Raw genomic sequence first — 25,133 nt, 5'->3', positions numbered from 1 at the left:
ATGGGTTTTACGACGCCAAGCTATTCCTTGAAGGACTTGTTCGCCCGTGCTGAACGTGGCGAATTGCAGTTGCCCGACTTCCAGCGCGAATACATCTGGGATGTTGACAGGATTCGCACCCTGGTCACCTCAGTGCTTCGCGGTTACCCCATCGGATCTTTCCTTGCCCTGGACACCCGAAACGCGCCCATGCGTTTCCGCCCGCGCCCGCTCGACGGTCTGACGACGGGGGATCGGGAGCCGGGGCTTTTGCTTCTCGACGGTCAACAGCGCCTCACCTCGCTCTTCTACGCCCTGAAGGGCGCCGGCGAGATCCCGACGGTGGACTACCTGGGCCGGCGCATCCGTCGCCGCTTCTTCGTCGACGTGCGCGCCGCGGTGGCCGCCGACCCGATGCCGGTCGAAGCGGTCTTTGCCGTCGACCCGGACGGTCAGGTGCGCTCCCACTTCGGCCCGCAGATCGACGGGGGCATCCACTCCCGCGAGGACATGTTGGCGCACGGCGTCGTGCCCGTTTCAATGCTGCTGTGGAAGGAAGGCAACGACCTCCTCATTGATATGGCCGCCGACACGGACGACCCGGAGATGCGCGCCGCGGTGAAGACGTTCCAGAACGAGGTCCTGCGCTGGCTGCCGGCGTACGACGTGCCTGTGATCCGGATTGACCGTGAAACCTCGCAGATCGGCGTCGGCCAGATCTTCGCGCACGCCAACTCTGCCGGTGTGCAGATGGATGTCTTCGAGCTGCTCACCGCCGTATTCGCCACTGAAGACCCCAACTTCCGCCTGGCCGACCACTTCGCGCACATCGAACACACGCTGCGCCTGTACCCGGCGCTGGACGGGATCGGGCGCATCGAGTTCCTGCGTGGGCTGTCGCTCCTGATCACCAGCAGGAAGGGCAACGCGGTGGGGCACCGCGGCGACATCCTGAATATCTCGCTGCACGACTACCTGACGCACTGCGACGAGCTGGCCGATGCCTTCGTTGCCGCTGCCGAGTTCCTCGCGGAGCGGTGCATCCTGGCCATCGACCAGGTCCCGTACTCCTCGCAGATCATTCCGCTGGCCGTCATCCTCGCGCGACTGGCCGAGCAGCCCGGACTGCTGGACGAGAAGGAGCCGCGCGACCGACTCAACCGTTGGTACTGGTCCGGCGTGTTCGGCGAGCTCTACGGCGCGCACGCGCCGACGATTCGCGCCGGCCTCGACGTCACCGAGGTCACCCCCTGGGTCCGCGGGGACACCGACGAGGTGCCGCGCACCGTGGGCGACGCGCAGTTCCACGAGTCCCGCCTGCAGTCCGCGACGGCGGAGAGCGGCGTGTACCGCGGGCTGTACTCCCTGCTGATGGCCCGCGGAGCGCTCGACTGGCGCACCGGGAAGCCGCTCAACCGCGACACCATCGCCGAGCTGCAGCCGCGCTTCCACACCGTCTTCCCGCGCGAGTTCTGCCTGCAGGCCGGCGCGACCGAGGAGCTGGCTGACTCCGTGCTCAACCGCACCCCGATGGGGCGGCGCACCGACGTGGTGATGGAGAACAATGAGCCGAAGCGGTACCTGCCGCGCCTGCAGTCGAAGTCCCTGATGGATGACGCAGAGTTCGACGCAATGCTGGAGGGCCACGAGATTCGCCCGGCCGACCTGTTGAACTCGGACTGGAACAGCTTTATCCATGACCGCCGCGACCGTTTCGTGGGCATCATCGAGTACGCGCTGGACAAGCCGGTCGTCCGCGACCTGGACGGAGCCCTCGGGGCCCTCGGCACGCGCACCAATCACGCAGACGGGGAGAATGGCAGCGAAGCAGAAAGCTAGCCGGGGCCTCGCCGCGGCGATGTGCTGCGTGGCGCTCGCCGTCGGCGGGTGCGCGGGCGAGGACACAAGTACCCCGTTGGACCAGGCCCGGGCCGCGAATCAGTCGCGGCACGTCTCCACTGCGTTTGATGATCACCCGGTTGTGCTCGATGACACGAACGGGCTTGTCAGCTCCGAGTACTTCTTCAACACGTCCGAGACGTTGGTGGTGTCGGATTCCAGCGTGGAGGCGCAGCTGCGGGCGGCGTCGATTGCCGCGTACGCGCACGCGCCGATGCTGGTCTACGACGAAGATCACCACGGGCAGATCACGCAGGAAGTGAAGCGTCTGAAAACGTTTACGCTGCTCACGGTGGGCGATGTGGCGATCGCGCCGGCGTCCGGGAGCGTGCGCGTCTACCGCGATCCGGGCGGGATCGACGCGCTGGGCAAGATGACCTCGGTACGGTTCCACGAACGGCCCGTGCACGACCCGGCGGACGCGCAGGAGGTGATCGCCGACCTGGATACGTCGGTGCCGACGTGGCTGCACGCCAATTGGGCGGAGCCGCAGGTGATGCCGAACGCGGTGGCGAAGCCGTTCCCGGTCCATTCGCGCCGCGATGCGGATATGGCGCCGCAGGTGGTGGCCACGCGGGCGTCGTCAATTGCTTCGATTGCAAACGCCCGGGCGTTCGGCGCGCGGGTCACGATGGTGGACAACCCGGACCCCCGCGAATCCGAGGACACGCTGCTGGCGATGGCGGGCCTGGCGGACGCACCGCTCATTGCACTCGGGACGCAATTCGAGCCGGCGAGCGACATTCCGGAGCGAATTATGCAGGCGGAAGAAAAATATTAGCGCGGATGGCAGACAAGCGTGCCTGCGGACATTAAAGTTACCCCCGTACCTATTCCTTTATTGAAATACCGCAGGAGACGATCCCCAGTGTCCAAACCGGTCGTGCTGATCGCAGACAAGCTGTCCCAATCAACCGTCGAAGCGCTTGGAGACTCCGTGGAGGTGCGCTGGGTCGATGGCCCGAACCGCGACGAGCTGCTCGCCGCGGTGCCTGACGCGAACGCACTGCTCGTGCGCTCCGCCACCACCGTGGACCGCGAGGTGATCCAGGCAGCGCCGAACCTGAAGATCATCGGCCGCGCCGGCGTCGGGCTGGACAACGTAGACATTGACGCCGCGACCGAGCGCGGTGTCATGGTGGCCAACGCGCCGACCTCCAACATCCACTCCGCGTGCGAGCACGCGATCGCGCTGCTGCTGTCCACCGCGCGCCAGATCCCGGCGGCGGACAAGACGCTGCGCGACGGCGAGTGGAAGCGCTCGTCGTTCAAGGGCGTTGAGGTCTTTGGCAAGACCGTCGGCATCGTCGGCTTCGGCCACATCGGCCAGCTTTTTGCGCAGCGCCTCAGCGCGTTCGAGACCACCGTCATCGCCTACGACCCGTACGCGAATCCGGCGCGCGCCGCGCAGCTCGGCGTTGAGCTCGTGGAGCTGGAGGAGCTCATGGGACGCGCCGACTTCGTTACCATCCACCTGCCGAAGACGAAGGAGACCGCAGGCATGTTCAATGCGGACCTGCTCTCCAAGGCGAAGGAGGGGCAGATCCTCATTAACGCGGCCCGCGGTGGCCTGGTCGATGAGCAGGCGCTTGCCGACGCCATCGTGAACGGCCCCATCCGCGGTGCCGGATTCGACGTGTACGCCACCGAGCCGTGCACCGATTCGCCGCTGTTTGCCCTGGACGAGGTCGTCGTCACCCCGCACCTGGGCGCGTCCACGGTGGAAGCGCAGGACCGCGCGGGCACGGACGTTGCGGACTCGGTACTCAAGGCCTTGGCCGGCGAGTTCGTCGCCGACGCGGTGAACATCACCGGCGGCCGCGTGGGCGAGGAGGTCGCTCGCTGGCTCGAGCTGTCGCGCAAGCTCGGCCTCATCGCCGGCGAGCTGCTGGACGGCGCGCCGACGTCGCTGAAGGTGACCGCGCGCGGCGAGCTGTCCACGGAACAGATTGATTCGCTGGGGCTGTCCGCTGTGCGCGGCCTGTTCTCCGGCATCATTGATGAGCCGGTGACGTTTGTGAACGCGCCGCAGATCGCGCAGTCGCGCGGGCTGGAGTACTCGGTGGAGACGCAGACGGAGGCGCGGGCGCACCGCAGCGCGCTGGAGGTCCAGGTGGTCTCTGCGGCGGGCAACGCCGTTTCGGTCACGGGCGCGCTCACCGGCCTCGAGGGCGTGGAGAAGATCGTGCGCATCAACGGCCGCGGCGTGGACATGCGCGCGCAGGGGCGCAACCTGTTCTTCCAGTACACGGACGCGCCCGGTGCGCTGGGCACGGTGGGCAGCAAACTGGGGAACAAGGGCATCAATATCGAGGCCGCCGCGCTCACGCAGGCGTCCAAGGGCGATGGCGCAATCCTGATTCTGCGCGTCGAGGCCGAGGTGCCGGAGGCCCTGGTCAACGAGATTGCACAGGAGCTCGGCGCCTCCGCGCTGCAGATCGACCTGGACTAGGTCGTTCCGGGCTGGACTCGGTCCTGAATCCTTTTCCGCGCAGCGCCGATTTTTCGCCGGCGGAGCTGTTACGCTATCCCGTAGTCCAATATGTGGGAAAGGAATCTCAGAAAATGAAACTGGCTGTGATTGCTGGCGACGGCATCGGGACCGAAGTCATGGCGGAGGGCCTCAAGGTGCTCCGCGCTGTCCACAACGACGTGGAGACCACCGAGTACGACCTTGGCGCGCGCCGCTACCTCCGCAACGGCGAGCTGCTCACGGACGCGGACCTGGACAGCCTGAAGTCGCACGACGCGATCCTTCTCGGGGCGGTTGGCGACCCAGCCAACGTCCCCGCGGGCGTGCTGGAGCGCGGTCTGTTGCTGCCGCTGCGGTTCAAGCTTGACCACTACGTCAATCTGCGCCCGTCGCGGTTGTTCCCGACGTCGACGAGCCCGCTGGCCAACCCCGGCGACGTGGACTTCGTCGTCGTGCGCGAGGGCACCGAGGGGCTCTACGCCGGCAACGGTGGCACGCTGCGCCAGGGCACCGACCACGAGGTGGCCTCCGAGGTGAGCCAGAACACCTACTTCGGCGTGGAGCGCGTGGTGCGCTACGCCTTCGAGCTGGCCATGACGCGTCGCAAGAAGCTCACCCTGGTGCACAAGACGAATGTGCTGGTGAACGCGGGCGGGTTGTGGCAGCGTGTCGTCGATAAGCTTGCTTCGGAGTTTCCCGAGGTCGACGTGGACTACAACCACATCGACGCCGCCACGATCTACATGGTGGATGATCCGTCGCGCTACGACGTGATCGTGACCGACAACCTGTTCGGCGACATCCTGACGGACCTCGCGGGCGCCATCACGGGCGGCGTGGGGCAGGCGTGTTCCGGCAGCATCAACGCCGCGGGCGAGTTCCCCTCCATGTTCGAGCCGGTGCACGGTTCGGCGCCGGACATCGCGGGGCAGGGGATAGCGGACCCGACCGCGATGATTCTTTCCGTGGCGATGATGCTGCGCTTCCTCGGCGATGAGGAGAACGCCACGCGGATTGAGCGCGCGGTTGAGGATGAGGTGGCTGCTCGCGACGGCGGCGCGGTGCGCACCGAGGAGGTCGGAACCCGGATCGCGGCAGCACTGCAGTAATCTGTCAGCCAGCTTTAGACAGATGAAAGGTGCACTCCCGTATGAGCGTTCCCGCGATGTCCGCCAGCACGAACCGAGCCCGTAGGAAGGTAATTGGGGCGGTGGGGCTGGCCGTAGTGCTGGCCTCCAGCCTCGCCCTGACCGCGTGCGGTGAGGGCGGCATCGGCGCGGCATCCTCGCCGCAGCCCGACAAGCTGGAGACGCATGGTGCCGAGGCGATTGACGACGCCGACGGCTCCGGCGTCGAAGTGTCGCGTCGGCTTTTTGACGCCGCCGACACCGCCGTGGTGTCCGGCCCGAAGCGTGAGGACCAGCTGAAGGCGGCGGCGCTCGCCGTGGACAAGGGGGCGCCGATGCTCGTGCGCTACCCGGCGACGGACGACGCGGTGAGCGCGGAGCTGGAACGGCTCGGCGCCGACGAGGTCATCGAGGTCGGTGCGGGCGCGCAGGACACCGCCGACGACGCCACCGAGCCCGTGCAGAGCGACGCGCCGGAACAGGACGTCGCCGCGATCGCCGCGCTCGATGCGCCGAACAAGGGCGAGCGCGAGCTCCCGCCTATGCTCGCCACCGCCGAGACCTCGCGCGCGGCGGCCGCGACGGCGCGCGCCGCAGGCGCTGACGTGCAGGTGGTGGCATACCCGGATCCGCGTGTGACGTCGGAAAGCATGCGTACCGTCTCCGACCAGGACACGCTCGCGCTTGGCCTGCAGTGGGGCGGCACCGATGCGTTCGCGCGCCGCGTGGAGCTGGCGGGCAACGGCGAGCTGCCGGGCGGCGGCGGCCTGGTCTTCCCGGGGCGCAGGATGATCGCGCTCTATGGTCACTCGTTCGCGCCCGAGCTGGGAGTGATGGGCGAGCAGCCGCCGCAAGAGGCTGCCGCGATGGCCAAAGACTACGCCAGCAAGTACCAGCCGTTGGCCGGGGAACCGGTAATTCCGGCGTTTGAGATCATCGTGACCGTTGCGTCCAACTCGCCGGGCGAGGACGGCGACTATTCCAACGAGGCGCCCGTAGAATCGGTCGTGCCGTACATCGATGCGATCACGGAGGCGGGCGGCTACGCCGTGCTGGACATGCAACCGGGCCAGGGCGACTTCCTCCACCAAGTGCAGATGTACGAGGAGCTGCTGAAGCGACCGAACGTCGGCCTTGCACTCGACGCGGAGTGGAAGCTCAACCCGGGCGAGGCGCCGCTGTCCCGCGTGGGCTCCGCCACCGCCGAGGAGATCAACGTCGTTGCCGATTGGCTCGCGGACCTCACGCGCGACAACAACTTGCCACAGAAGGCGTTTGTGCTGCACCAATTCCAGGTACAGATGTTCCCCGACCGGCAGAACATCCGCACCGACCGCGACGAGCTCGCGTACGTGCTGCACGCCGACGGGCACGGCGACCCGGGGCAGAAGTTTGATACCTGGAACGTGCTACGGGAGGGCCTGAACCCGCGCTTCTTCATGGCGTGGAAGAACTTCCTGGACGAGGACACCCCGACCTTCAGCCCGGAGCAGACGTTCAACGACGTCCAGCCCCGCCCGTGGTTTGTGAGCTACCAGTAAAGCCGCTGATATTGTGCGCTGCCCCACGCTAGTGTTGGGGCATGAGCGTCGAACTTGAAGAAGTCGCAGGTTTCCTCGGCCAGCACGAGCCGTTCTCGCACCTGCCGGAGGAAGTGCTCGCCGGCCTGCCTGCGCAAATGACAGTGACGTACGTCCGTAGGGGCGAGACGATCGTGGCGCCCGGGCAGGTCAACGACGCACTCCACATCATCCGCTCCGGCGCGGTGGACATCGTCTCCGGGGACGGCGTGCTGCTGGACCGCCGCGATGCCGGCAAGAATTTTGGCTACTCCACGCTGCTCGGCGCGCGGGAATCGCAGTACGGCATGGTTGCGGTGGAAGACAGTTTGCTCCTGCTGCTGCCGCGCGCGTCGTTTAGCGAGCTCCTTGCCAGCTACCCGGACCTGGGGCGATTCTTTCAGTCCGCCTCGCGCCGTGTGCGCGCTGCTGCGGAAGAGGTCCGGAGGTCGAGCTCCGCGGAGGTGCTGCGCACCGAGCTGGACCAGCTGCTCCGCGACCGCAAGCTTGCCACCGTCCACCCCGGCACCTCGATTGCGGAGGCCGCTGCCGAGATGGACCGGCAGGGCGTGACGTGTCTGATCGTCGCCGATGCAACGGGGACGCAGCGGCCCGGCATCCTGACGGACCGCGACTTGCGCTCCCGCGTCGTGGCGCGGTGCAAGGACCCGCGCGGGCCGGTGCGCGAGGTGATGACTGCGCCGGTGCGTACCATCGGCGCGGACGCCCTCGTGTTCGAGGCGATGTTGCTCATGGGCGAACTCGGCGTGCACCACCTGCCGGTCACCGGCACGGGCGGGATCGTCGGCGTGGTGACCTCCAGCGACATTATGCGCCTGCTCCAGGCGGACCCGATCTACCTCGCCGCCGACGTGGAGCGCAGTAGCCGCTCCGGCCTTGACGGCGCTTTTCGCCGCGCCGCCGAGGTGTCGGCGCGATTCTTCGAGCGCGGGGCCACCGCCGCCGAGTCGCAGCGTCTGCTCACCTCGATCACTGACGCCATCGCGCGGCGTCTGTGCGTCCTGGCCATCGAGGAGCTCGGCCCGCCGCCGGTCCCGTTCGCGTTCGTCGCCGTGGGCTCGCAGGCGCGCGGCGAGATGGGGCCGGCCTCGGACCAGGACAACGCGTTGGTGTTGGGCAACGCGTACGACCCGGAGGCGCACGGCGAGTACTTCGCCGCCCTCGGGAGGTTTGTTTGCCAGGGGCTCAGCGAGGCGGGGCAGGCGCTGTGCCCGGGCGAGATGATGGTGTCCAACGCGGCGTGGCGGATGACGCAGGCACAGTGGGAGCGCACCTTCCACCGCTGGGTGACCGCGCCCGACCCCGACGCCTTGCTGCACGCGCAGGTCTTCTTCGACTTCCGCACCGTGTTCGCCTCGGACGACGCGGCGCGGAGGGTGGCCCGGGAGGTGCGCGAGTCCGCACTTGCGTCCGCGCACGGCTCGCGGCGGCTCCACACCCATTTGGCGGCGTTGGCCACGTTCCGCGAGCCGCCGATCGGGTTCTTCCGGGGGCTCGTCGTCGAGCGCGGTGGCGAGTACGCCTCCACCCTGGACGTGAAGCGCGGCGGGACCGCGGCGGTCGTCCAGATGGCGCGCCTGTACGCCATCGTCGCGGGGGTTGGGGAGGTGGCGACGAGGGAGCGCGTGCGGGCGTCGATAGGCACTGCCCTCTCCGAGAAGGGGGCGCGCGAGCTTCTCGACGCCTCCGACTACCTCTCCGACCTGGTCCTTCGTCACCAGGCGCGGCAGCTGCGCGCGGGCGAGCGGCCCGACTACCACATCGACCCGCGCGAGCTCACCGAGCGTGACCGCGCCGCGCTGCGCGACAGCTTCCGCGTGATCAAGTCGCTGCAAAATGCGCTGGCCAGCAAGTACCCGGTCCAGGCGGTGTGACATGTTTGGGTTCACGAGAGCATCACGCAGGACGCTTGTCGACGCCGCGCTCCTGGCCGTCGACGTCGAGACCACCGGCCTGCGCCCTGGGCGCGACCAACTGGTGGCCGTCGGCTGGGTGCCGCTTGACGGGCGGGTGATCGACCTCTCGCGAGCCGAATACCACGTGCTCGCTGGCGCGCAGGTGGGCGATTCCGCCACGGTGCACGGCATCACCGACGACGACGTTGCACGCCTGGGCGAGGACCCGGCCGAGGTGTGGGCGGCGTTCGCGCGCGCGATCGACGGGCGAAAGCTGCTGGCGCACTTCTCCCAGATGGAGACCGGGTTTCTGGGGCGCCTGGGCGGGCAGGTCACCGGCACGAAGTGGGTCCTGCGCGACAGTGAGGTGGTGGATACGATGGCGCTGGAGCGGCGTCACATGGAGCGGATGGGCACGTACCCGCGCGGGGAGGATTTGCGGCTGGCGCGGGTGCGGCAGCGGTACAATCTGCCGCGGTACTCAAGCCACAGCGCGCTGACGGACGCGCTGGCGTGTGCGGAACTTTACCTTGCCCTGTCTGGTGAGTGATGTATCACTGCACTATGTAATTCGGTATGCTCGTCAGCATGCGTTTTGGACGAATTGCAACACCCGAAGGGATGACCTTCGCGGTCATCGATGACGAGGGGAAGGTGGCCAAGGCAATCGCCGGCACCCCCTACACGGACCCCGAGTACACGGGCAAGGAATACAAGCTGGAAGACGTGCGCCTGCTCGCGCCGACGCTGCCGAGCAAGATCGTGGCGGTCGGCCGCAACTACGCGGACCACGTTGCCGAGGTGTTTAAGGAATCTGCCGAGCACCTGCCGCCCACCATCTTTATCAAGCCGCCGACAGCCGTGGTGGGCCCCGGTGCGCCGATCCGCATCCCGGACTTTGCCACCGGCGTGGAATTTGAGGGTGAGCTCGCCGTCGTCATCGGCGTGCCGTGCAAGAACGTCAAAGCGAAGGACTGGAAGTCAGTGGTACGCGGCGTGACCATTATCAACGACGTCTCCTCGCGCGACCTCCAGTTCGCGGACGGACAGTGGGCCCGCGCCAAGGGCATCGACACCTTCGCGCCGCTTGGCCCCTGGATTGAGACGGACCTGGACAAGTTCGACTTCACGGACCTGCCCATCAAGGCCCACCTCACGCACGACGGCACCACGGAGACGAAGCAGGATTCCAACTCGAAGCAGATGATCATGAGCATCGGTGAGATGATCGAGTGGGTCACCCAGTCGTTCACGCTGCTGCCGGGCGACGTCATGGCCACCGGCTCCCCGGCGGGCACCGCGGAGATGGTGCCGGGTGACTTCATCGAGGTTGAGATCCCCGGGATCGGCTCGCTGGGCAACCCGGTCGCGAAGGCGTAGCGGCAGGCGGACCTAGAGCCCGAGCGCGCGCATGATGGTGCGCAGCTTTGCGCTCGTCTCGTCCAGCTCCGCCTGCGGGTCGGAGTCGATGACGAGCCCGCCGCCGGCCCAGGTGCGGGCGGTGGCGCCAGCGGCGTCGACCTCGGCGCAGCGGATGGCCACCATGTACTCACCGTCGCCGCTCGCGTCGGTGTAGCCGACCGCACCGCCGTAGAAACCGCGGTCGGTCTCCGCGGTGGTGATCAGCGCCTCCGCCGCGTCGGAGGGGGTCCCACACACGGCCGGAGTGGGGTAGAGGCGCAGCGCCAAGTCCAGCGCGCTCGGCGCTGGATCCTTGATTTCGCCGCGGATCGGGGTGGCAAGGTGCCACATCTCGCTGGTCTTCTCCAACTCCGGGCGGTCGGGGATGTCCAGGCGCGAGCACAGCGGTGCGAGTACGCGGCGGATGTGTTCAACCACGTAGGCGTGCTCACCCAGGTCCTTCGCCGAGTTGTACAGGGCTGCGGCCGCCGCCTCGTCGGCGTCGCGGTCGTGCGGGATGCGCGCGGCAGAGCCGGCCAGCGGGCGCGAGGACACCTCCGAACCGCGCCGCTTCACCAGCACCTCGGGGGAGGAACCGACAAAGAAGTGGCCGGTGCGGCCGGAGGGGGTGAGGTCCGCAATGAAGCCGTCGCGGGTGTACGACAGGTCAATCAGGCGCGCGGCGACGAGCCGGGGATCAACCGGCGGGTCGAAGGCAATATCGACGGCGCGCGCCAAGACCACCTTGTTCAGTTTGGAGGATTCGATCGTGCCGATCGCGGCCTCGATGCGGCGCAGGTGCTCCTGCGGCGAGGGGTCGAAGCTGGTCACCGACGCGCTGAGCTGGGCGCCCGGGCCCACTCGGTAGTAGGGGTGGGGCTCGAGCGTGCCGGACTCGCGCACAATCTTTTCCGGGGCGGTGAGCGCGGCGGGGCAGTCCTGGTCGAACGGCAGGGCGCCGACGAGCATGTCCACGTCGCCCGCTTCGAGCGCGTCGATTGCGTCCCACGCGTCGGAGAACCGGCGCGCGGCTCCTTGGGTGCGCACAGAGCCGCCCGGGCGTGAGAGCAGGAAGTCGGGTGCGCTCGCGGGGCGGAGGGAATCGGACGCGGGGGTATGCGGCATAAGGGAAGACTTTAGCAACCGCAATGTGTGCGGCAACTCTTGGGGATTTGGCGCTCGTGGTCGGGGGCGTGGGGAGGGGCGTCGAGAAGCAATTGCCTGCTAATTGACGCTGTTTGCGTCCGCGCTACTATTTACCCCATGACTGATTCTGCAATGCGCGTACGTTTCTGCCCATCGCCAACCGGCACCCCGCACGTCGGTATGGTGCGCACCGCCTTGTTCAACTGGGCGCAGGCGCGGCACAGCGGCGGTACGTTTGTCTTCCGCATCGAGGACACCGACGCCGCCCGCGACTCCGAGGAGTCCTACCAGGCCATTATCGAGTCGCTCGAGTGGCTCGGCCTGAACTGGGACGAGGGCATCAACGTCGGCGGCCCGCACGAGCCGTACCGCCAGTCGCAGCGCATGGACATTTACAAAGATGTGCTGGACAAGCTCATCGAGGCCGGCGAGGTCTACCCCGCGTACTCCACCAACGAGGAGGTGCAGGAGCGGCACAAGGCCGCCGGCCGCGACCCGCAGCTGGGGTACGACAACTTTGACCGCGACCTGACCCAGGAGCAGATCGACGCGTTCGAGGCCGAGGGGCGCAAGCCCGTGTGGCGCCTGCGCATGCCGGATCAGGACTGGACCTGGAACGACCTGGTCCGCGGCGAAGTCACGTTCAAGTCGAACACACAGCCCGACTTCGTGGTCGCCCGCTCCAACGGCGCCCCGCTGTACACGCTGGTCAACCCGGTCGACGACGCGCTGATGGGCATCACCCACGTGCTGCGCGGCGAGGACCTGCTGTCCTCCACCCCGCGACAGATCGCGCTTTACGCGGCACTGCAGCGCATCGGCGTCGCGGAGTTCACGCCCGAGTTCGGCCACCTGCCGTTCGTGATGGGGCAGGGCAACAAGAAGCTGTCCAAGCGCGACCCGGAGTCCAACCTGTTCAACCACCGCGACGCCGGCATCATCCCCGAGGGCATGATCAACTACCTCGCGCTGCTCGGCTGGTCGCTGTCCGCGGACCAGGACATCTTCTCCGTCGACGAGATGGTCAAGGCCTTCGACGTGCACGACGTGCTGGGCAACCCCGCGCGCTTTGACCAGAAGAAGCTCGAGGCCATCAACGCCGACCACATCCGCCAGCTGGACTCGGAGGACTTCCGCGATCGCCTGCGCGCCTACCTCACGGAGTACACCGATTTCCCGGCCGACTACCCGGCCGACAAGTTCGCGCTGGCCGCGGAGCTCGTGCAGACGCGCATCAAGATGCTTGGCGACGCCTACGGGCTCCTCAAGTTCCTTGTCACCCCGGACGCCGAGCTGCAGCTGAACGAGAAGGCCGCGAAGAAGAACCTCAAGGAGGACGCGGTCCAGGCGCTCGACGAGGGCATCGCCGCCCTCGAGGCGATCGACGAGTCCGCGTGGGCCACCGACGCCATCGACGAGGCGCTCAACGAGGCCCTGATCCAGAAGCTGGAGCTCAAGCCCCGCAAGGCCTTCGGCGCCCTGCGCGTGGGCATCTCCGGCGAGCAGGTCTCCCCGCCGCTGTTCGAGTCCATGGAGCTGCTGGGCAAGGAGTCCACGCTGACCCGCCTGCGCGCCGCGCGCGAGGTCACCCCGTTCACCGCCGCATAGGCGCCCATCGCTTCACGACGCCCGCGTGCCAGGCCCACCGCCTGCCACGCGGGTTTCGTTGTTGTGCAGGGTTGAGCACAGGACAGGAGAGGGCCCGCAAAAGCACACTTACAACGGCGTGATTTAAGACGACGAAAATGCGCATTGACCAGGCGATTTGGTATGTATAGCGCGTTCTGGTTATAGTAATCATCGTTGTTCAGAGCGAACACGGAAAACAACTTCACAGAGAGTTTACTCCGGTAAGCACTGAAAAGCGATGGCCTATGGTGTAATTGGCAACACAGCGGTTTCTGGTACCGCCATTCTTGGTTCGAGTCCAGGTAGGCCAGCAACAGAACTTCACATTGTTGTTCTGTGTCCTTAAGCCCCGTTCGTCTAGTGGCCTAGGACGTCGCCCTCTCACGGCGGTAACACGGGTTCAAATCCCGTACGGGGTACAAGATACTGAGGCGGTCAGCGAGTTTGCTGGCCGCCTCAGTTTTTTGCGTTTGGGGCGGGGGAGTGGCGTCGAGAAGCAATAGTGCGTTCGCGCTGCGAAGTACCCGGGTCCTTGCTACGGTATTGGTCGTTAAAAATGGCCGAGTGCGAGGAACGATTGACATGCGCATGACTGCGAAAACCACCCTGACCGCCCTGTTTGCCACGGGATCCGTGGCGGCGCTGCTGGTTGGCTGCTCCGAACCTTCCGCTGAGGATTCCACCGAGAACGGGTCCACGGCCGCGGCCGATGGCGGCGAGACCACGATCACCGTCTACACCTCCGAGCCGGAAGAGAAGGTGGACGAGATCAACCAGGCCTTTGAGAAGGCCAACCCGGACGTGAACGTGGAGGTCTACCGCGCTGGCACCGGTGACCTCACCGCGCGCCTTGAGGCGGAGAAGACCGCGGGCAGCATCGAGGCCGACATCTTCTGGGCCGCCGACGCGCCGACCTTTGAGACGTACAAGGAGGCGGGCGACCTGGCTGAGCTGAAGGACGTGGACACCTCCAAGGTGATCGAGGAGGCGCAGGACGCCGACAACATGTACGTGGGTACCCGCATCATCCCGACGGTGATTGCCTACAACACCGGCGTGTACGACCAGGGCAACGCGCCCGCCTCCTGGCAGGCGCTCACCGACCCGGAGTATCAGGGCAAGATCGTCATGCCGGACCCGTCCGTGTCCGGCGCCGCCGCGTACAACGCGACGGTGTGGAAGGGTAACGAGGCGCTGGGCGACGAGTGGATCACCAAGCTGGGCGCGAACCAGCCGATGATTGCCAAGTCCAACGGCCCGACCTCGCAGGAGATCGCGGGCGGCGGCCACCCGGTGGGCGTCGTGGTGGACTACCTGGTGCGCGACCTGGCGGATGCGGGGTCCCCGATCGCGACGTCCTACCCGGAGGAGGGCGCGCCGTTTATCACCGAGCCCATTGCCGTGTTCAAGGACTCCGATGCGCAAGACGCTGCGCAGCGCTACATCAACTTCGTGCTCTCTGAGGAGGGGCAGAAGCTGGCGGTGGAGCAGAACTACCTGCCGGTGATTGATTCGGTGGGCACACCTGGCGACGCACCGAGCCTCAAGGACATCCCGCTGATGGCGGCCGACCTCGAGTCGGTGACCAACGACCGCGAGGAAGCGGTCTCGTTCTTCCAGAACGCGGTGAAGTAGCCCGACTAATACCGTGCCCACTCCCACCTCTCGCCGTATCACCGGCGTCGGCCTCGCGCGCCTCGGCGTGTGGCTGGTCGTCGCCGCGCTGTTTCTCACTCCGCTCGCGCTCGTCGTGTCGCTCGCGCTCGGCGGCAACCAGATTCCGCTCCTGCTGGAGCAAGGCCTTGGAAAGGCGACGCTGAACTCGGCGGTGACCACGTTGGCGTCGTCAGCCTTTGCGGTGCTTCTCGGCGGGGCAGTGGCGCTGCTGCTCGAGCGGACAGACGTGTACGGCAAAGGCGCGCTGCGGATCCTGCTGTTGTCGCCGCTGCTCGTCCCGCCGTTTGTTGGTGCGATTTCTTGGCTGCAGCTGTTTGGCAACAACCAGGGCCTCAACGCTGTGTTCGGCCGCGAGATCTGGAACCTCTACGGAGCGGACGGCGTGATCTTCCTCATGACGCTGCACTCCTACCCGCTGGTGTACGTCATCGTCGCGGCGGCGCTGCGCTCCATCCCCGCCGACTTGGAGCTCGCCGCGCGGATCAGTGGCGCCGGCAACGCCCGCGTGCTACGGACGGTCACGCTGCCGCTGCTCGGCCCCGCGTTCCTCAGCGCGTTTACGCTGACCGCGGTGTCGAACCTGGCCGACTTTGGAATCCCGTCGATCTTGGGCTCGCCTGTCCGCTTCGAAACGCTGGCCACCATGGTCTACCGCATGATGGAGTCAGGCATCGTGGCCAACCCGCTGCAGGTGGTCTCCACCATCGGCACGGTGCTGCTTGTCCTCGGGATCGTGGCGGTGGTCGCGGACTACGTCGTCTCCGCCCGGGCCGCGAACACCACCCACACTGGCGCGTCGATGCCGCTGCCGCTGGGGAAGTCGCGGGCGGCGGTGTCCGTCGTCGCCTGGATCGTCGCGCTGGCGCTCACCCTCGGGCCGCTCATCGGCCTGACGTACCGCGCGCTGCTTCCCGCACCGGGCGTGCCATTTACGCTGGAAAACATCTCGCTGTCGAACTTCCAGTCCACCCTGGAGAACCCGCGTGTGATCGAGGGCTTCACCAATTCGGTCACCCTCGCGCTAGGTGCTGCGCTGCTGTGCGGCCTGCTTGGTTGGGCAGTCGGGTTGTTGGTCACCCGCACACGGGCGCGCTCGAACACCGCCCTGACGCTGATCGTGCTGCTCCCGACGGCGCTGCCCGGGCTGATCATCGGCGTCGGATGGGTCATCTACGGCCGCTACACCGACCTTTACAACACCCGGTGGGTGATCCTCCTGGCGTACGTGTGCGCGTTCACCGCGCTCGTGCTGCAGGCAGTGCGTGCCCCGCTGGCGTCCATGCCAGCCGCGGTGGAGGAGGCGGCGCGCATCTCCGGTGCTGGCCGGCTCCGCGCCATGCTTGATACGACCGGCCGCATGGCCATCCCCGCGGTCGTCTCCGGCGCGGTGCTGGTTGCGGTCACCGCGGTGCGGGAACTCACTGTCTCCATCCTGCTCATCGCGCCCGGCACCACCACGATCGGTGTGCAGCTGTTTAACCTGCAGCAATCCGGCAACTACAACCAGGCGTCCGCGCTGGCGCTCATGTTCGCCGTCATTGGCATCGTCGCGCTCGCCCTGACCATCCGCAACCCAGAAAGGAGCGCCAAGTGAGCGAAATCCAGCTCGAGCACTTGACCGTGGCGTTTCCCGACGGCACCGTCGGCCTCAACAATCTCGACGCGAACGTGCAGAGCGGCGAGTTCCTCGCGCTCGTCGGCCCCTCCGGCTCTGGTAAGACGACGCTGCTGCGCACCCTCGCCGGCTTCCTCAGCCCCACGTCCGGCACGATCCGCATCGGCGGCCGCGATGTGTCCGCCGTGCCGCCGGAGCACCGCAACATGGGCATGGTCTTCCAGCAGCACGCGGTCTGGCCGCACATGACGGTGGAGGCCAACGTGGCCTACCCCCTCAAGCAGGCCAAGGTGCCCGCATCGCAGCGCCGCAGCAGGGTCGAAGAGGTGCTCGAGCTCGTCGGCCTGGCGGGGTACGGCGCGCGCAAACCGGACTCGCTGTCGGGCGGCCAGCGCCAGCGCGTCGCCCTCGCCCGTGCCATCGTCGCGCGGCCGAGCGTTTTGCTTCTCGACGAAGCCCTGTCCGCCCTCGACGAGCCCCTCCGCGACGGCCTGCGGCGCGAGCTCGTCGCGCTCACGCGCACGCACAACCTCACGACAGTCCACGTCACCCACGACCGGAAGGAAGCGCTGGCGATCGCCGACCGCATCGCGGTCCTTCGCGACGGCGTCATCGAACAGATCGCTGCCCCGGCGGACCTGCTCGCGCGGCCGGCGTCGGCGTGGGTGGCGTCGTTTATGGGCGACGCCACCGTGCTGCCAGGGCGGATCAATGGGGGACGGGTGGTCGTCGATAGCCTACCCGAGCTGTCCTGGCCCGCCGAGCTCTCGGGCACCGCCGCGGCGGACGGCACCGAAGTCGAGGTGGCGGTCCGGCCATCCATGGTCCACCTCGACGGCGCCGGGCACGACGGCGCGACAGCGACGGCGATGACGATGATCGTGACATCCGCGCTCTACGAGCGCGACGGCTACTCGGTCTCGCTGCGCGCGGGCGACCACGAGTTCCGTGCCTTCGCCCCCGGCAGCGCACGCCCGGAGATCGACACCGCCGCGGTGGTCCGCATCGACCCACCACTGGTCTTCGCGTCAACGCCAAAGGAGCAGGAGTGAGCCAGCGCGGCAGCGTCGCCGAGGTATTCGGCGTCTTCCTCAAACTCGGCTGCACCTCCTTCGGCGGCCCCGTGGCGCACCTCGGCTACTTCCGCGACGAGTTCGTCGAGCGCCGGAAGTGGCTCACGGATTCCGAGTACGCCGATCTCGTCGCGCTCTGCCAATTCCTCCCCGGTCCCGCCTCCAGCCAGGTCGGCATGGCGCTCGGCCTCCGCCGGGCCGGGTACCTGGGCATGGCGGCGGCGTGGGCGGCCTTCACGTTGCCGTCGGCAATCGCCCTGGTGTGCTTCGCTCTGGGGCTCGCCACGCTTGACGACGCCACCCACGCCGGCTGGCTCACCGGGATGAAAGCCGCCGCCGTGGCCGTGGTTGCGCACGCGGTGATTGGGATGGCGGGTTCGCTGGTGACAGACGCGTCGCGCGCGCTGATTGCGGTGTCCGCGATGGTGCTGGTCTTACTCGTGCCGAGCCCCTGGGTCCAGGTGGCCGCGATCCTCGTCGGCGCGGCGGCCGGGTTCGGTTTGCTGCGCGGGGACGGCGGCACGGCCGATGCTGCGTCGCGCGACCGCGCCGTGTACCAGCAGTCCAAAGGCGTGGGCGTGACGTGCCTGGCGCTGTTCGCCGGGCTGCTGGTCGCGCTGCCGTTGATTGCTCGAGGCGGCGACGTCGGCCTCGGCATCGTGGATACCTTCTACCGCGCTGGCGCCCTCGTCTTCGGCGGCGGGCACGTGGTGCTGCCGCTGCTGGAACAGGCCGTGGTGCCGAACGGGCTCGTGGGCGAGGACGTCTTCCTCGCCGGCTACGGTGCCGCGCAGGCGGTGCCCGGGCCGCTGTTCACGTTTGCCTCGTTCCTCGGCGCGAGCGCACACGGCATCCACTGGGCGCTGGGTGCTGTCCTGGCCACGGTGGCGATCTTTTTGCCCGCTGCGCTCCTCGTGGCGGGGGCGATGCCGTTTTGGGACCAGCTGCGTGCCCACCCGGCAAGCCGCAGCGTGCTCGCCGGCGCGAACGCCGCGGTAGTGGGAATCCTGGCAGCGGCGCTGTACACGCCGGTGTTTACTTCGGGGATCGGAGGGCCCGCGACGATGGCGCTCGCCGCGGTCGCCTTCGTTGCGCTGCGGTCGTGGAAGGTGCCCGCGTGGGCCGTTGTCATCGGCGCGGCGCTTGTTGGTTTTGTCGCGTTGTGATCCGCGCGAAAAACGGGGAATGAGCTGGCGATTTGCTAAGTGGTAGGGTCTGCCTTTATTGTTTACAAAGTCGCAAGGACAGCGAACGAGCCCCGTTCGTCTAGTGGCCTAGGACGTCGCCCTCTCACGGCGGTAACACGGGTTCAAATCCCGTACGGGGTACAACGTAGCCGGACCGGTTTTCACCACAGCGTGGAAGCCGGTCCGGTTTTGTCGTGTGGGCCGTAACTGGCCCGGCGTGCCGGCGGGGTGCAGTTTGGACTGTTTGACGAAGACAGGTTGACGAGATCACGGAGTTTTTCCAGCGTCTTCGTCACGGAGATCTCGTCAACTGGGCACCGTCGGGGCGGCTCCGGATTCATACACCCCTGCCTGGACGTCGCCGATTCCGGGCGCTTCATACACAGTGCGCCGCCCCTGGCCCCTCGTGGAGGCAGGCGGCGGCGCAAAGCGGCAATGGCCGTTGAGCTAGATGTTGAAGTAGTTGCGGATCTGCTGCACCAGGTCGGGGTACTGGTGGGCGAAGATGCCGGCGATGACGGCGAGCAGGGAAGCGAACAGGCCGAGCGCGAGCAGGACGGCGCCGGCGACGCTGCTGCCGCTCGATGCGCCTTCGGTGTCGTCGCTCGGCTTCTCGCTTGGCTGCTGGTCCGGCTTCTCAGTGGGCTCGGCGGTGGTGGTCACCGTGGCGTGTGCGGTGGTAGCGACGGTCTTCTCAACCGTCTCCTTGACGGTTTCCTTCGCGGTGGAGGCGACCTCCTCCGTGCGCGTGATGGTGGTGGGCACCAGCTTGGTGGTGGTCTTCGCCACCTCCTCGCGCACGGTCGTCGGGACCGCAGTAGTCACCGTGGTCGGGGCCGGGGAGCCCTTGATGATCGTGGTCGGGACCTCGGTGGTCTTGTCCACCGTCTGCGTCGTGGTGACCGGCTTTTCCACGGTGGTGGTGACCACGCTGGTCTTCGGCTCCTGCCGCACGGTGGTCGTTGCCGTCGTCGTCTCGGCCGGGCTGGTCTTGCCCGTGGTCGGCGTCGCCTGCGCGGAGGTCGCGGAGGTCGTGGCCTCGGACGGCTTGGCCGGGGTGGTGGTCTCCTCCGGCTTCGCCGCGTCCTTCTTCTGCAGCGTGACTTGATCGACCGTGTACGGGGTATTGATGTTGTAAGTGGTCAGCTTCAGGGACTCCGGGGAGACATCGATGCTGGTGTAGTCCGGGTTGTAGTCCTGGCGCCAGCGGGCCGTGGACTTGTGCACAAGGTCCGTCGCGCGCTCCTCGCGGATGCGCGGGTGCTTCTCCTTGTTCTCGTCCTGGAAGTCGTAGTACTTGCCACCGGTCGCGGTGGTGGAGGTGACGTAGAGGACCTGGTTCTCGTCCGGGATGAGTACGTCCCCCGCCTTCGCCGCGCTTTCAGGGACGACGGGGTCGGCGCCGTTCATGAGGTGGGTGCGGGTGTAGATGTGGTCGTGGCCGCTGAGGACGAGGTCCACGCCGGCGCTGGACAGCTCTGGGGTGAGCTCGTTGCGCATACGCACGACGTCATTGTCGGTGTAGTGGGTGCCCTGGGAGAATGGCGCCTGGTGAATGCCGGCGATCACCCAGTCCGCGTCCTTGCCCTGCTCGGCGATGGTCTTCTTTACAAACTCCGCGTGCTTCTGAATGTCTTCGCTGGAGCTGCGGTTGCCGTCCAGGCCGATGAACAGCACGTTGTTGTAGGTGAAGAAGTAGTCGGTGGTATCGGCGTCCTCGTTGGGGAGGTAGAAGCCGTCGTCGAAGATGCTGGCCGGGGCGTAGGTCTCGTGGTTGCCGCGCAGCACGGCGAGGCGGTACTCCTTGAGCTTCTCCGGAGCCAGGAACGCCTTCATCTGCTGGTTCGGCGCACCCCAGCCCTCGATCTGGTCGCCCAGATGCATGATGAATGCGGAATCCGGGTGCTCAGAGGTGGCGGTAGTGACTGCCTTGTCCCAGGCGGCGGCCTGCTCATCGATCTTGGTGTCCACACCGATCTGCGCGTCTGCGAACGCGAGGAAGTTCCAGGAATCCGACTCCTCGCCGGTGGTGAAGGTCGCCTCATCGGTCCAACCGATCTTGTCGCTGCCAATGCGGTAGGTGTACTCAGTCTCCGGCTCGAGGTTGGTCATCAGCGCCTCGCGGGGGCCCTTTTCCGACGTCACGCTCTGCTTCGACGACGGATCGTCGCTTTTCCAGTACTCGAGGTACTGCTCGCCGAGTCGCGCGGACTGCCAAGCGACGTTCGCCTGGGTCTCGTCAGCGCCGATACCGAGGGCGACGCGGTCGACCGCATTGGTCGCGGCGTGCGCCGTGGGCACTGCGACGGGAGCGGCGAAGAGGGACACTGCAAGTGCGGCTGCGAGTGCGCCGCGGCGGGCGGGGGAACGGTGAGGGGTACGCATGAAGGCCATGGTCCTTTACTTAATCTGAAGATTCTGAACAGGCGGTTACGTGCAAAGCAGCGGAAAGCTGAAATTTAAGTGAACAGTAACTTACTTTGCGCTGTTCGTCTTGCGGAGGCATGAGCGTTGGGTAAAAGTAACGGTCATGAGCTCAGAGTTTCGTGTGAATCGTCGCGTCGTCCTGCAGGCGGCCGCAGCGTCCGCTGCCGCCGCTGCTGTGGGGGCCACCGGGGCGTACGCCGCCCGCACCGGTACCGTCTCCACCCCGGAAACACCCACCACTGCGGACCAGTGGGGCCTGCCGTTCCTGCACGGTGTCGCGTCCGGTGACCCGCTGCCGGACCGGGTCGTGCTCTGGACGCGCGTCACCCCGTCGCGCGAGGCGCTACCGGGTTCTGGTCTGGGCGAAGATGTGGAGCTGGAGTGGCAGCTGGACACCTCTGAGGACTTCAAGAAGCCGAAGACGGGCTCCGTCATGGCGGTGGCGTCGTCGGACCACACCGTGCACGTGGACCCGACCGGACTGAAGCCGGAGACGGAGTACTTCTACCGATTTGTCGTGAAAAGCGGCGAGCATGAGGGAGCGGTCTCTCCGGTCGGGCGCGCGCTGACGGCGCCGAAGGAGGACGCGGACCTGGATCAGCTCAACCTGGCCATCGCCTCCTGTGCCAACTGGGAATCCGGGTACTTCCGGGCGTATGCGGACATGGCCGAGCGCGGACGCAGTGGCGAGATCGACCACGTGGTCTTTTTGGGCGACTACATCTACGAGTACCCCACGGGCGAGTACGCGGGCAAGAGCGGTGTCGCTCGTATGCACCACCCGGAGTGGGAGATCACCACGCTGGAGGACTACCGCCAGCGCTACGGGCGCTACCGTACGGACCTCAACCTGCAGGCGGCGCACGCGGCCTGTCCGTGGATCGTGGTGTGGGACGACCACGAGGTGGCCAACAACAACTGGCGCGAAGGCGCGGAGAACCACACGGACGGCCGCGAGGAAGGGCAGTTTGATGAGCGTCGCGACGCTGCGATGCAGGCCTATTTTGAGTGGCTTCCGGTTCGCGCGGAATCCCTGTCGGGAGAGCGCCGCATCTATCGCCGCTTCAACTTTGGCAAGCTCGCGCAGCTGACCATGATGGACCTGCGCACCTACCGCGACGAGGAGTCCGGCAGCGACCAATTCGACGATCCAGATCGCACGATGCTGGGCAGCGAGCAGTTCAATTGGCTCGCCGAGCAGCTGCAGGAATCCAACGCCCGCTGGGATGTGCTGGGCAACTCGGTGATGATTTCCCCGATGCGCTTTGTCACCATCGCGGACAACGACAAGGCGAATGAAGCCGTTGGGTTCATTAGGGAGCGCTCCACCGGTATCGCGGTCAATTCGGACCAGTGGGACGGCTACGCTGCCGAGCGCAACCGCCTGCTCACGATGCTGGACGAGCAGGAGAGCAATGTCTTGTTCCTCACCGGCGACATCCACTCCGAGTGGGCGAACTCAATCTCCTCGACCTACGGCGAGATCGGCTGCGAGATGGTTACCACCTCCATCTCGGCGCCCAACGTGGACGAGATTCTTACCAGCGCGTTTGGCACCTACCACGAGGAGGACAACTCCACCTCGCTGCTGGTGGAGAAGGTCATTCGTGACAACAACCCGTGGGTCAAGCACATCGATTTTGACGGGCACGGGTACGGGGTCGCCAGCATCCACCACGACTACGTCGACATGCTCTACTACCGCGTGTCCGACGTCGAGGACCCGGACGCCACCGTGTCGCTCGCGCACGAGCAGCAGTGGCGCATCGGCGAGGGCTTCGTCGAGGCCTAACTTAGAGGCTTAACTTAGAGGGCGGCCTCGAGCCGGCCGCGGGCGCTTAGGAGCTCCGCGCCCCACTTGTCGGCGGGGCTGGGGGAGAACCGCTCCGCCGGGCCGGAGATAGAGAGCACCGCGATGACCGAGCCGTCGGGGTCGCGCACCGGCGTCGAGACGGACGCGAGGCCGACCTCGCGCTCGGCGACGGATTCTGCCAAGCCCGTCTCGCGCACGGAGTCCAGTTCGGAGGTGGGGAACGGGGTGGCGTCGATAAGCGCATGTGCGGCGTAGACTCGCGCGGCCGATCCCGCAGAGAGCGAGAGCTGCGAGCCGACCGGCACGGTGTAGGTCAGGCCGGCCGCGGGTTCCTCGGCGGCGATGCACGTGCGGGTGTCGCCGGTGAGCTCGTAGAGCTGGACCGCCTCGCCGGTCGTGGCGACGAGTTCGCGCATGATGGGGGACGCCGCACTGAGCAGCCGCGGCGGCGTACCTGAAGAGAACGACTCGAGCGCGGGGCCCACCGTCCAGGCTCCCGTGTCGGTGCGCGCGAGGATGTGGTGGACCTCGAGCGCGGTGGCAATGCGGTGGGTGGTGGCCCTGGGCAGCCCCGTGTCCTCGCTGAGTTGCGCGAGGGTCTTGTCGCCCCGCGCGACCGAGCGGACGATTGCTACGGAACGGTCGAGCACTTTGATGCCGGAGTCTTCGCTATACTGTCTCACGTAATGGATAGTAGCATCTCGCATTTTGGGAAGCAGCGCTTCTCGACGGTGCGTTGACCCAAGGAGAATCACCATGGAGCAACAGCCCCTGACGCTGGCCGAAAAAGTGTGGAACGACCACGTCGTTTCCGCAGGCAAGGGCGACGAGCCCGACCTTATCTACATCGACTTCCAGCTGCTCCACGAGGTCACCTCCCCACAAGCGTTTGACGGACTGCGCATGGCCGGGCGCACCATGCGCCACCCCGAACTGCACCTGGCCACCGAGGACCACAACGTACCCACTGAAGGCATCGTGAACGGCAACCTGCTTGAGATCGCCGAGCCGACGTCGCGCATCCAGGTGGAGACGCTGCGCAAGAACTGCGAGGAATTCGGCGTGAGGCTGCACCCGATGGGCGACGTCAAGCAGGGCATCGTCCACACGGTCGGCCCGCAGCTGGGACTCACCCAGCCCGGCATGACGATTGTGTGCGGCGACTCGCACACCTCGACGCACGGCGCGTTCGGCTCCATCGCCATGGGCATCGGCACCAGCGAGGTCGAGCGCGTGATGGCGACGCAGACCCTGTCGCTCAAGCCGTTTAGGACGATGGCCGTCGAGGTCACCGGCGAGCTCGCCGAGGGCGTGAGCGCGAAGGACCTGATTCTGGCAATCATCGCCAAGATCGGCACCGGTGGCGGGCAGGGCCACATCATCGAGTACCGCGGCGAGGCGATCCGCAAGCTGTCGATGGAAGCGCGCATGACCATCTGCAACATGTCCATCGAGGCGGGCGCGCGTGCGGGCATGGTCGCCCCGGACGAGACGACGTTCGAATACGTTAAGGGCCGCGAGTACGCGCCGAAGGGCGCCGACTGGGACGCGGCCGTCGAGTACTGGAAGACGCTTCCCACGGACGAGGGTGCCACCTTTGACACCGTCGTCGAGATCGACGGCTCGGCGCTCACCCCGTTTGTTACCTGGGGCACGAACCCCGGCCAGGGCCTCCCGCTGGGCGAAAACGTGCCGGACCCGGAGGACTTCACCGACGACAGCTCGAAGCAAGCCGCCGAGAAGGCGCTCGCGTACATGGACCTCACCCCGGGCACGCCGCTGCGCGACATCGCCATCGACACCGTCTTCCTCGGCTCCTGCACCAACGCGCGCATCGAGGACCTGCGTGCCGCCGCCGAGGTCGTGCGCGGCCGACGCATTGCCGACGGCACCCGCATGCTCGTCGTGCCGTCGTCCACGCTGGTCAAGCAGCAGGCCGAAGAGGAGGGGCTGGACGCGGTCTTCACCGGTTTCGGCGCGGAGTGGCGCACCGCCGGCTGCTCGATGTGCCTGGGGATGAACCCGGACCAGCTGGCGCCGGGGGAGCGGTCGGCGTCGACAAGCAACCGCAACTTTGAGGGCCGACAGGGCCCCGGCGGGCGCACCCACCTGGTCTCGCCGCTGGTGGCCGCCGCGACTGCGGTGACCGGGCACCTGGCCAGCCCCGCGGATCTCTAAGCCCATAAGCACTCACACACGACAACGAGGAGTA

At 67.0% G+C, this 25,133-nt stretch carries 18 protein-coding genes and 3 tRNA genes; 18 read left to right on the top strand and 3 right to left on the bottom strand.

The genetic code is table 11. The features are described 5' to 3' along the window. The 8 genes from EAW56_RS05890 to EAW56_RS05855 all read left to right on the top strand — a co-directional run bounded on the left by EAW56_RS05890 (position 1) and on the right by EAW56_RS05855 (position 10,333). Positions 1 to 1,818 (top strand): DUF262 domain-containing protein, encoded by a 1,818-nt coding sequence (locus EAW56_RS05890; RefSeq protein WP_122085634.1) that lies wholly within the window; start codon positions 1 to 3, stop codon positions 1,816 to 1,818. Further along, on the top strand, positions 1,796 to 2,659 hold the full coding sequence (locus EAW56_RS05885; RefSeq protein ID WP_095536906.1) for a hypothetical protein: 864 nt from the start codon (positions 1,796 to 1,798) through the stop codon (positions 2,657 to 2,659). Before EAW56_RS05890 ends, EAW56_RS05885 begins: the two co-directional genes overlap by 23 nt. Positions 2,660 to 2,746: 87 nt before the next feature. Next, positions 2,747 to 4,330 carry a phosphoglycerate dehydrogenase gene (gene serA, locus EAW56_RS05880; protein WP_122085632.1) on the top strand — a complete coding sequence of 528 codons (1,584 nt, stop codon included), beginning with the start codon at positions 2,747 to 2,749 and terminating at the stop codon, positions 4,328 to 4,330. Between the two features lie 113 nt (positions 4,331 to 4,443). Beyond that, entirely contained in the window at positions 4,444 to 5,460 is a 1,017-nt protein-coding gene (locus EAW56_RS05875; RefSeq protein WP_122085631.1) for a 3-isopropylmalate dehydrogenase, read from the top strand. Positions 5,461 to 5,516: 56 nt separating this feature from the next. Next, entirely contained in the window at positions 5,517 to 7,019 is a 1,503-nt protein-coding gene (locus EAW56_RS05870; RefSeq protein WP_122085629.1) for a cell wall-binding repeat-containing protein, read from the top strand. A gap of 41 nt (positions 7,020 to 7,060) precedes the next feature. After that, positions 7,061 to 8,932 carry a DUF294 nucleotidyltransferase-like domain-containing protein gene (locus EAW56_RS05865; RefSeq protein ID WP_122085628.1) on the top strand — a complete coding sequence of 624 codons (1,872 nt, stop codon included), beginning with the start codon at positions 7,061 to 7,063 and terminating at the stop codon, positions 8,930 to 8,932. A gap of 1 nt (position 8,933) precedes the next feature. Next, complete coding sequence (locus EAW56_RS05860; protein WP_095553048.1) at positions 8,934 to 9,503, top strand: 3'-5' exonuclease; 570 nt, start codon at positions 8,934 to 8,936, stop codon at positions 9,501 to 9,503. Between the two features lie 38 nt (positions 9,504 to 9,541). Next, complete coding sequence (locus EAW56_RS05855; protein ID WP_095535166.1) at positions 9,542 to 10,333, top strand: fumarylacetoacetate hydrolase family protein; 792 nt, start codon at positions 9,542 to 9,544, stop codon at positions 10,331 to 10,333. Between the two features lie 12 nt (positions 10,334 to 10,345). Here the strand turns inward: EAW56_RS05855 and EAW56_RS05850 are convergent, their stop codons facing one another. Then, positions 10,346 to 11,479, bottom strand: a complete 1,134-nt coding sequence (locus EAW56_RS05850; protein ID WP_122085626.1) for an isochorismate synthase — start codon at positions 11,477 to 11,479, stop codon at positions 10,346 to 10,348. A 138-nt stretch (positions 11,480 to 11,617) separates the two neighbouring features. Here EAW56_RS05850 and gltX point away from each other — a divergent pair, with 138 nt between their 5' ends. The 8 genes from gltX (at position 11,618) to EAW56_RS05810 (ending at position 18,822) form a co-directional block, all read left to right on the top strand. Continuing rightward, positions 11,618 to 13,108: a glutamate--tRNA ligase gene (gene gltX, locus EAW56_RS05845; RefSeq protein ID WP_095548299.1), complete on the top strand. Its 1,491-nt coding sequence runs from the start codon at positions 11,618 to 11,620 to the stop codon at positions 13,106 to 13,108. Between the two features lie 260 nt (positions 13,109 to 13,368). Further along, positions 13,369 to 13,440: transfer RNA gene (locus EAW56_RS05840), tRNA-Gln, on the top strand. 35 nt (positions 13,441 to 13,475) lie between these two features. Further along, positions 13,476 to 13,548: transfer RNA gene (locus EAW56_RS05835), tRNA-Glu, on the top strand. 157 nt (positions 13,549 to 13,705) lie between these two features. Beyond that, a complete protein-coding gene (locus EAW56_RS05830) occupies positions 13,706 to 14,764 on the top strand; it encodes an ABC transporter substrate-binding protein (protein ID WP_415528532.1) in 1,059 nt (352 codons plus the stop codon). 13 nt (positions 14,765 to 14,777) lie between these two features. Next, positions 14,778 to 16,400 (top strand): ABC transporter permease, encoded by a 1,623-nt coding sequence (locus EAW56_RS05825; RefSeq protein ID WP_095536897.1) that lies wholly within the window; start codon positions 14,778 to 14,780, stop codon positions 16,398 to 16,400. Next, positions 16,397 to 17,473, top strand: a complete 1,077-nt coding sequence (locus EAW56_RS05820) for an ABC transporter ATP-binding protein (RefSeq protein ID WP_122085623.1) — start codon at positions 16,397 to 16,399, stop codon at positions 17,471 to 17,473. The genes EAW56_RS05825 and EAW56_RS05820 overlap by 4 nt, the downstream gene beginning before the upstream one ends. Further along, entirely contained in the window at positions 17,470 to 18,660 is a 1,191-nt protein-coding gene (chrA, locus tag EAW56_RS05815) for a chromate efflux transporter (protein WP_122085621.1), read from the top strand. The genes EAW56_RS05820 and chrA overlap by 4 nt, the downstream gene beginning before the upstream one ends. An 89-nt stretch (positions 18,661 to 18,749) precedes the next feature. Then, a tRNA-Glu gene (locus EAW56_RS05810) sits at positions 18,750 to 18,822 on the top strand. Positions 18,823 to 19,128: 306 nt separating this feature from the next. Here EAW56_RS05810 and EAW56_RS05805 read toward each other — a convergent pair. Further along, complete coding sequence (locus EAW56_RS05805) at positions 19,129 to 21,066, bottom strand: purple acid phosphatase family protein (RefSeq protein WP_167457400.1); 1,938 nt, start codon at positions 21,064 to 21,066, stop codon at positions 19,129 to 19,131. A gap of 145 nt (positions 21,067 to 21,211) precedes the next feature. On the opposite strand from EAW56_RS05805, the gene EAW56_RS05800 reads away from it, so the two are divergent. Continuing rightward, positions 21,212 to 22,900 carry an alkaline phosphatase D family protein gene (locus tag EAW56_RS05800; protein WP_122085618.1) on the top strand — a complete coding sequence of 563 codons (1,689 nt, stop codon included), beginning with the start codon at positions 21,212 to 21,214 and terminating at the stop codon, positions 22,898 to 22,900. Positions 22,901 to 22,914: 14 nt separating this feature from the next. On the opposite strand, the gene EAW56_RS05795 is transcribed toward EAW56_RS05800, so the two are convergent. Continuing rightward, positions 22,915 to 23,628, bottom strand: a complete 714-nt coding sequence (locus EAW56_RS05795) for an IclR family transcriptional regulator (RefSeq protein ID WP_122085616.1) — start codon at positions 23,626 to 23,628, stop codon at positions 22,915 to 22,917. Between the two features lie 49 nt (positions 23,629 to 23,677). Here EAW56_RS05795 and leuC point away from each other — a divergent pair, with 49 nt between their 5' ends. Further along, on the top strand, positions 23,678 to 25,099 hold the full coding sequence (gene leuC, locus EAW56_RS05790) for a 3-isopropylmalate dehydratase large subunit (RefSeq protein WP_122085615.1): 1,422 nt from the start codon (positions 23,678 to 23,680) through the stop codon (positions 25,097 to 25,099). The last annotated feature ends 34 nt before the right edge of the window (positions 25,100 to 25,133 follow it).

The sequence above is a fragment of the Corynebacterium gottingense genome (assembly GCF_003693265.1).
Taxonomy (GTDB): Bacteria; Actinomycetota; Actinomycetes; order Mycobacteriales; family Mycobacteriaceae; genus Corynebacterium; species Corynebacterium gottingense.
This window is presented reverse-complemented; position numbering and strand designations above follow the sequence as displayed.

Coding starts and splice junctions, on each gene's coding strand:
- EAW56_RS05890 (WP_122085634.1), top strand. CDS start 1: ATGGGTTTTACGACGCCAAGCTATTCCTTGAAGGACTTGTTCGCCCGT.
- EAW56_RS05885 (WP_095536906.1), top strand. CDS start 1,796: ATGGCAGCGAAGCAGAAAGCTAGCCGGGGCCTCGCCGCGGCGATGTGC.
- EAW56_RS05875 (WP_122085631.1), top strand. CDS start 4,444: ATGAAACTGGCTGTGATTGCTGGCGACGGCATCGGGACCGAAGTCATG.
- EAW56_RS05870 (WP_122085629.1), top strand. CDS start 5,517: ATGTCCGCCAGCACGAACCGAGCCCGTAGGAAGGTAATTGGGGCGGTG.
- EAW56_RS05865 (WP_122085628.1), top strand. CDS start 7,061: ATGAGCGTCGAACTTGAAGAAGTCGCAGGTTTCCTCGGCCAGCACGAG.
- EAW56_RS05860 (WP_095553048.1), top strand. CDS start 8,934: ATGTTTGGGTTCACGAGAGCATCACGCAGGACGCTTGTCGACGCCGCG.
- EAW56_RS05855 (WP_095535166.1), top strand. CDS start 9,542: ATGCGTTTTGGACGAATTGCAACACCCGAAGGGATGACCTTCGCGGTC.
- EAW56_RS05850 (WP_122085626.1), bottom strand. CDS start 11,479: ATGCCGCATACCCCCGCGTCCGATTCCCTCCGCCCCGCGAGCGCACCC.
- gltX (WP_095548299.1), top strand. CDS start 11,618: ATGACTGATTCTGCAATGCGCGTACGTTTCTGCCCATCGCCAACCGGC.
- EAW56_RS05805 (WP_167457400.1), bottom strand. CDS start 21,066: ATGCGTACCCCTCACCGTTCCCCCGCCCGCCGCGGCGCACTCGCAGCC.
- EAW56_RS05800 (WP_122085618.1), top strand. CDS start 21,212: ATGAGCTCAGAGTTTCGTGTGAATCGTCGCGTCGTCCTGCAGGCGGCC.
- EAW56_RS05795 (WP_122085616.1), bottom strand. CDS start 23,628: ATGCGAGATGCTACTATCCATTACGTGAGACAGTATAGCGAAGACTCC.
- leuC (WP_122085615.1), top strand. CDS start 23,678: ATGGAGCAACAGCCCCTGACGCTGGCCGAAAAAGTGTGGAACGACCAC.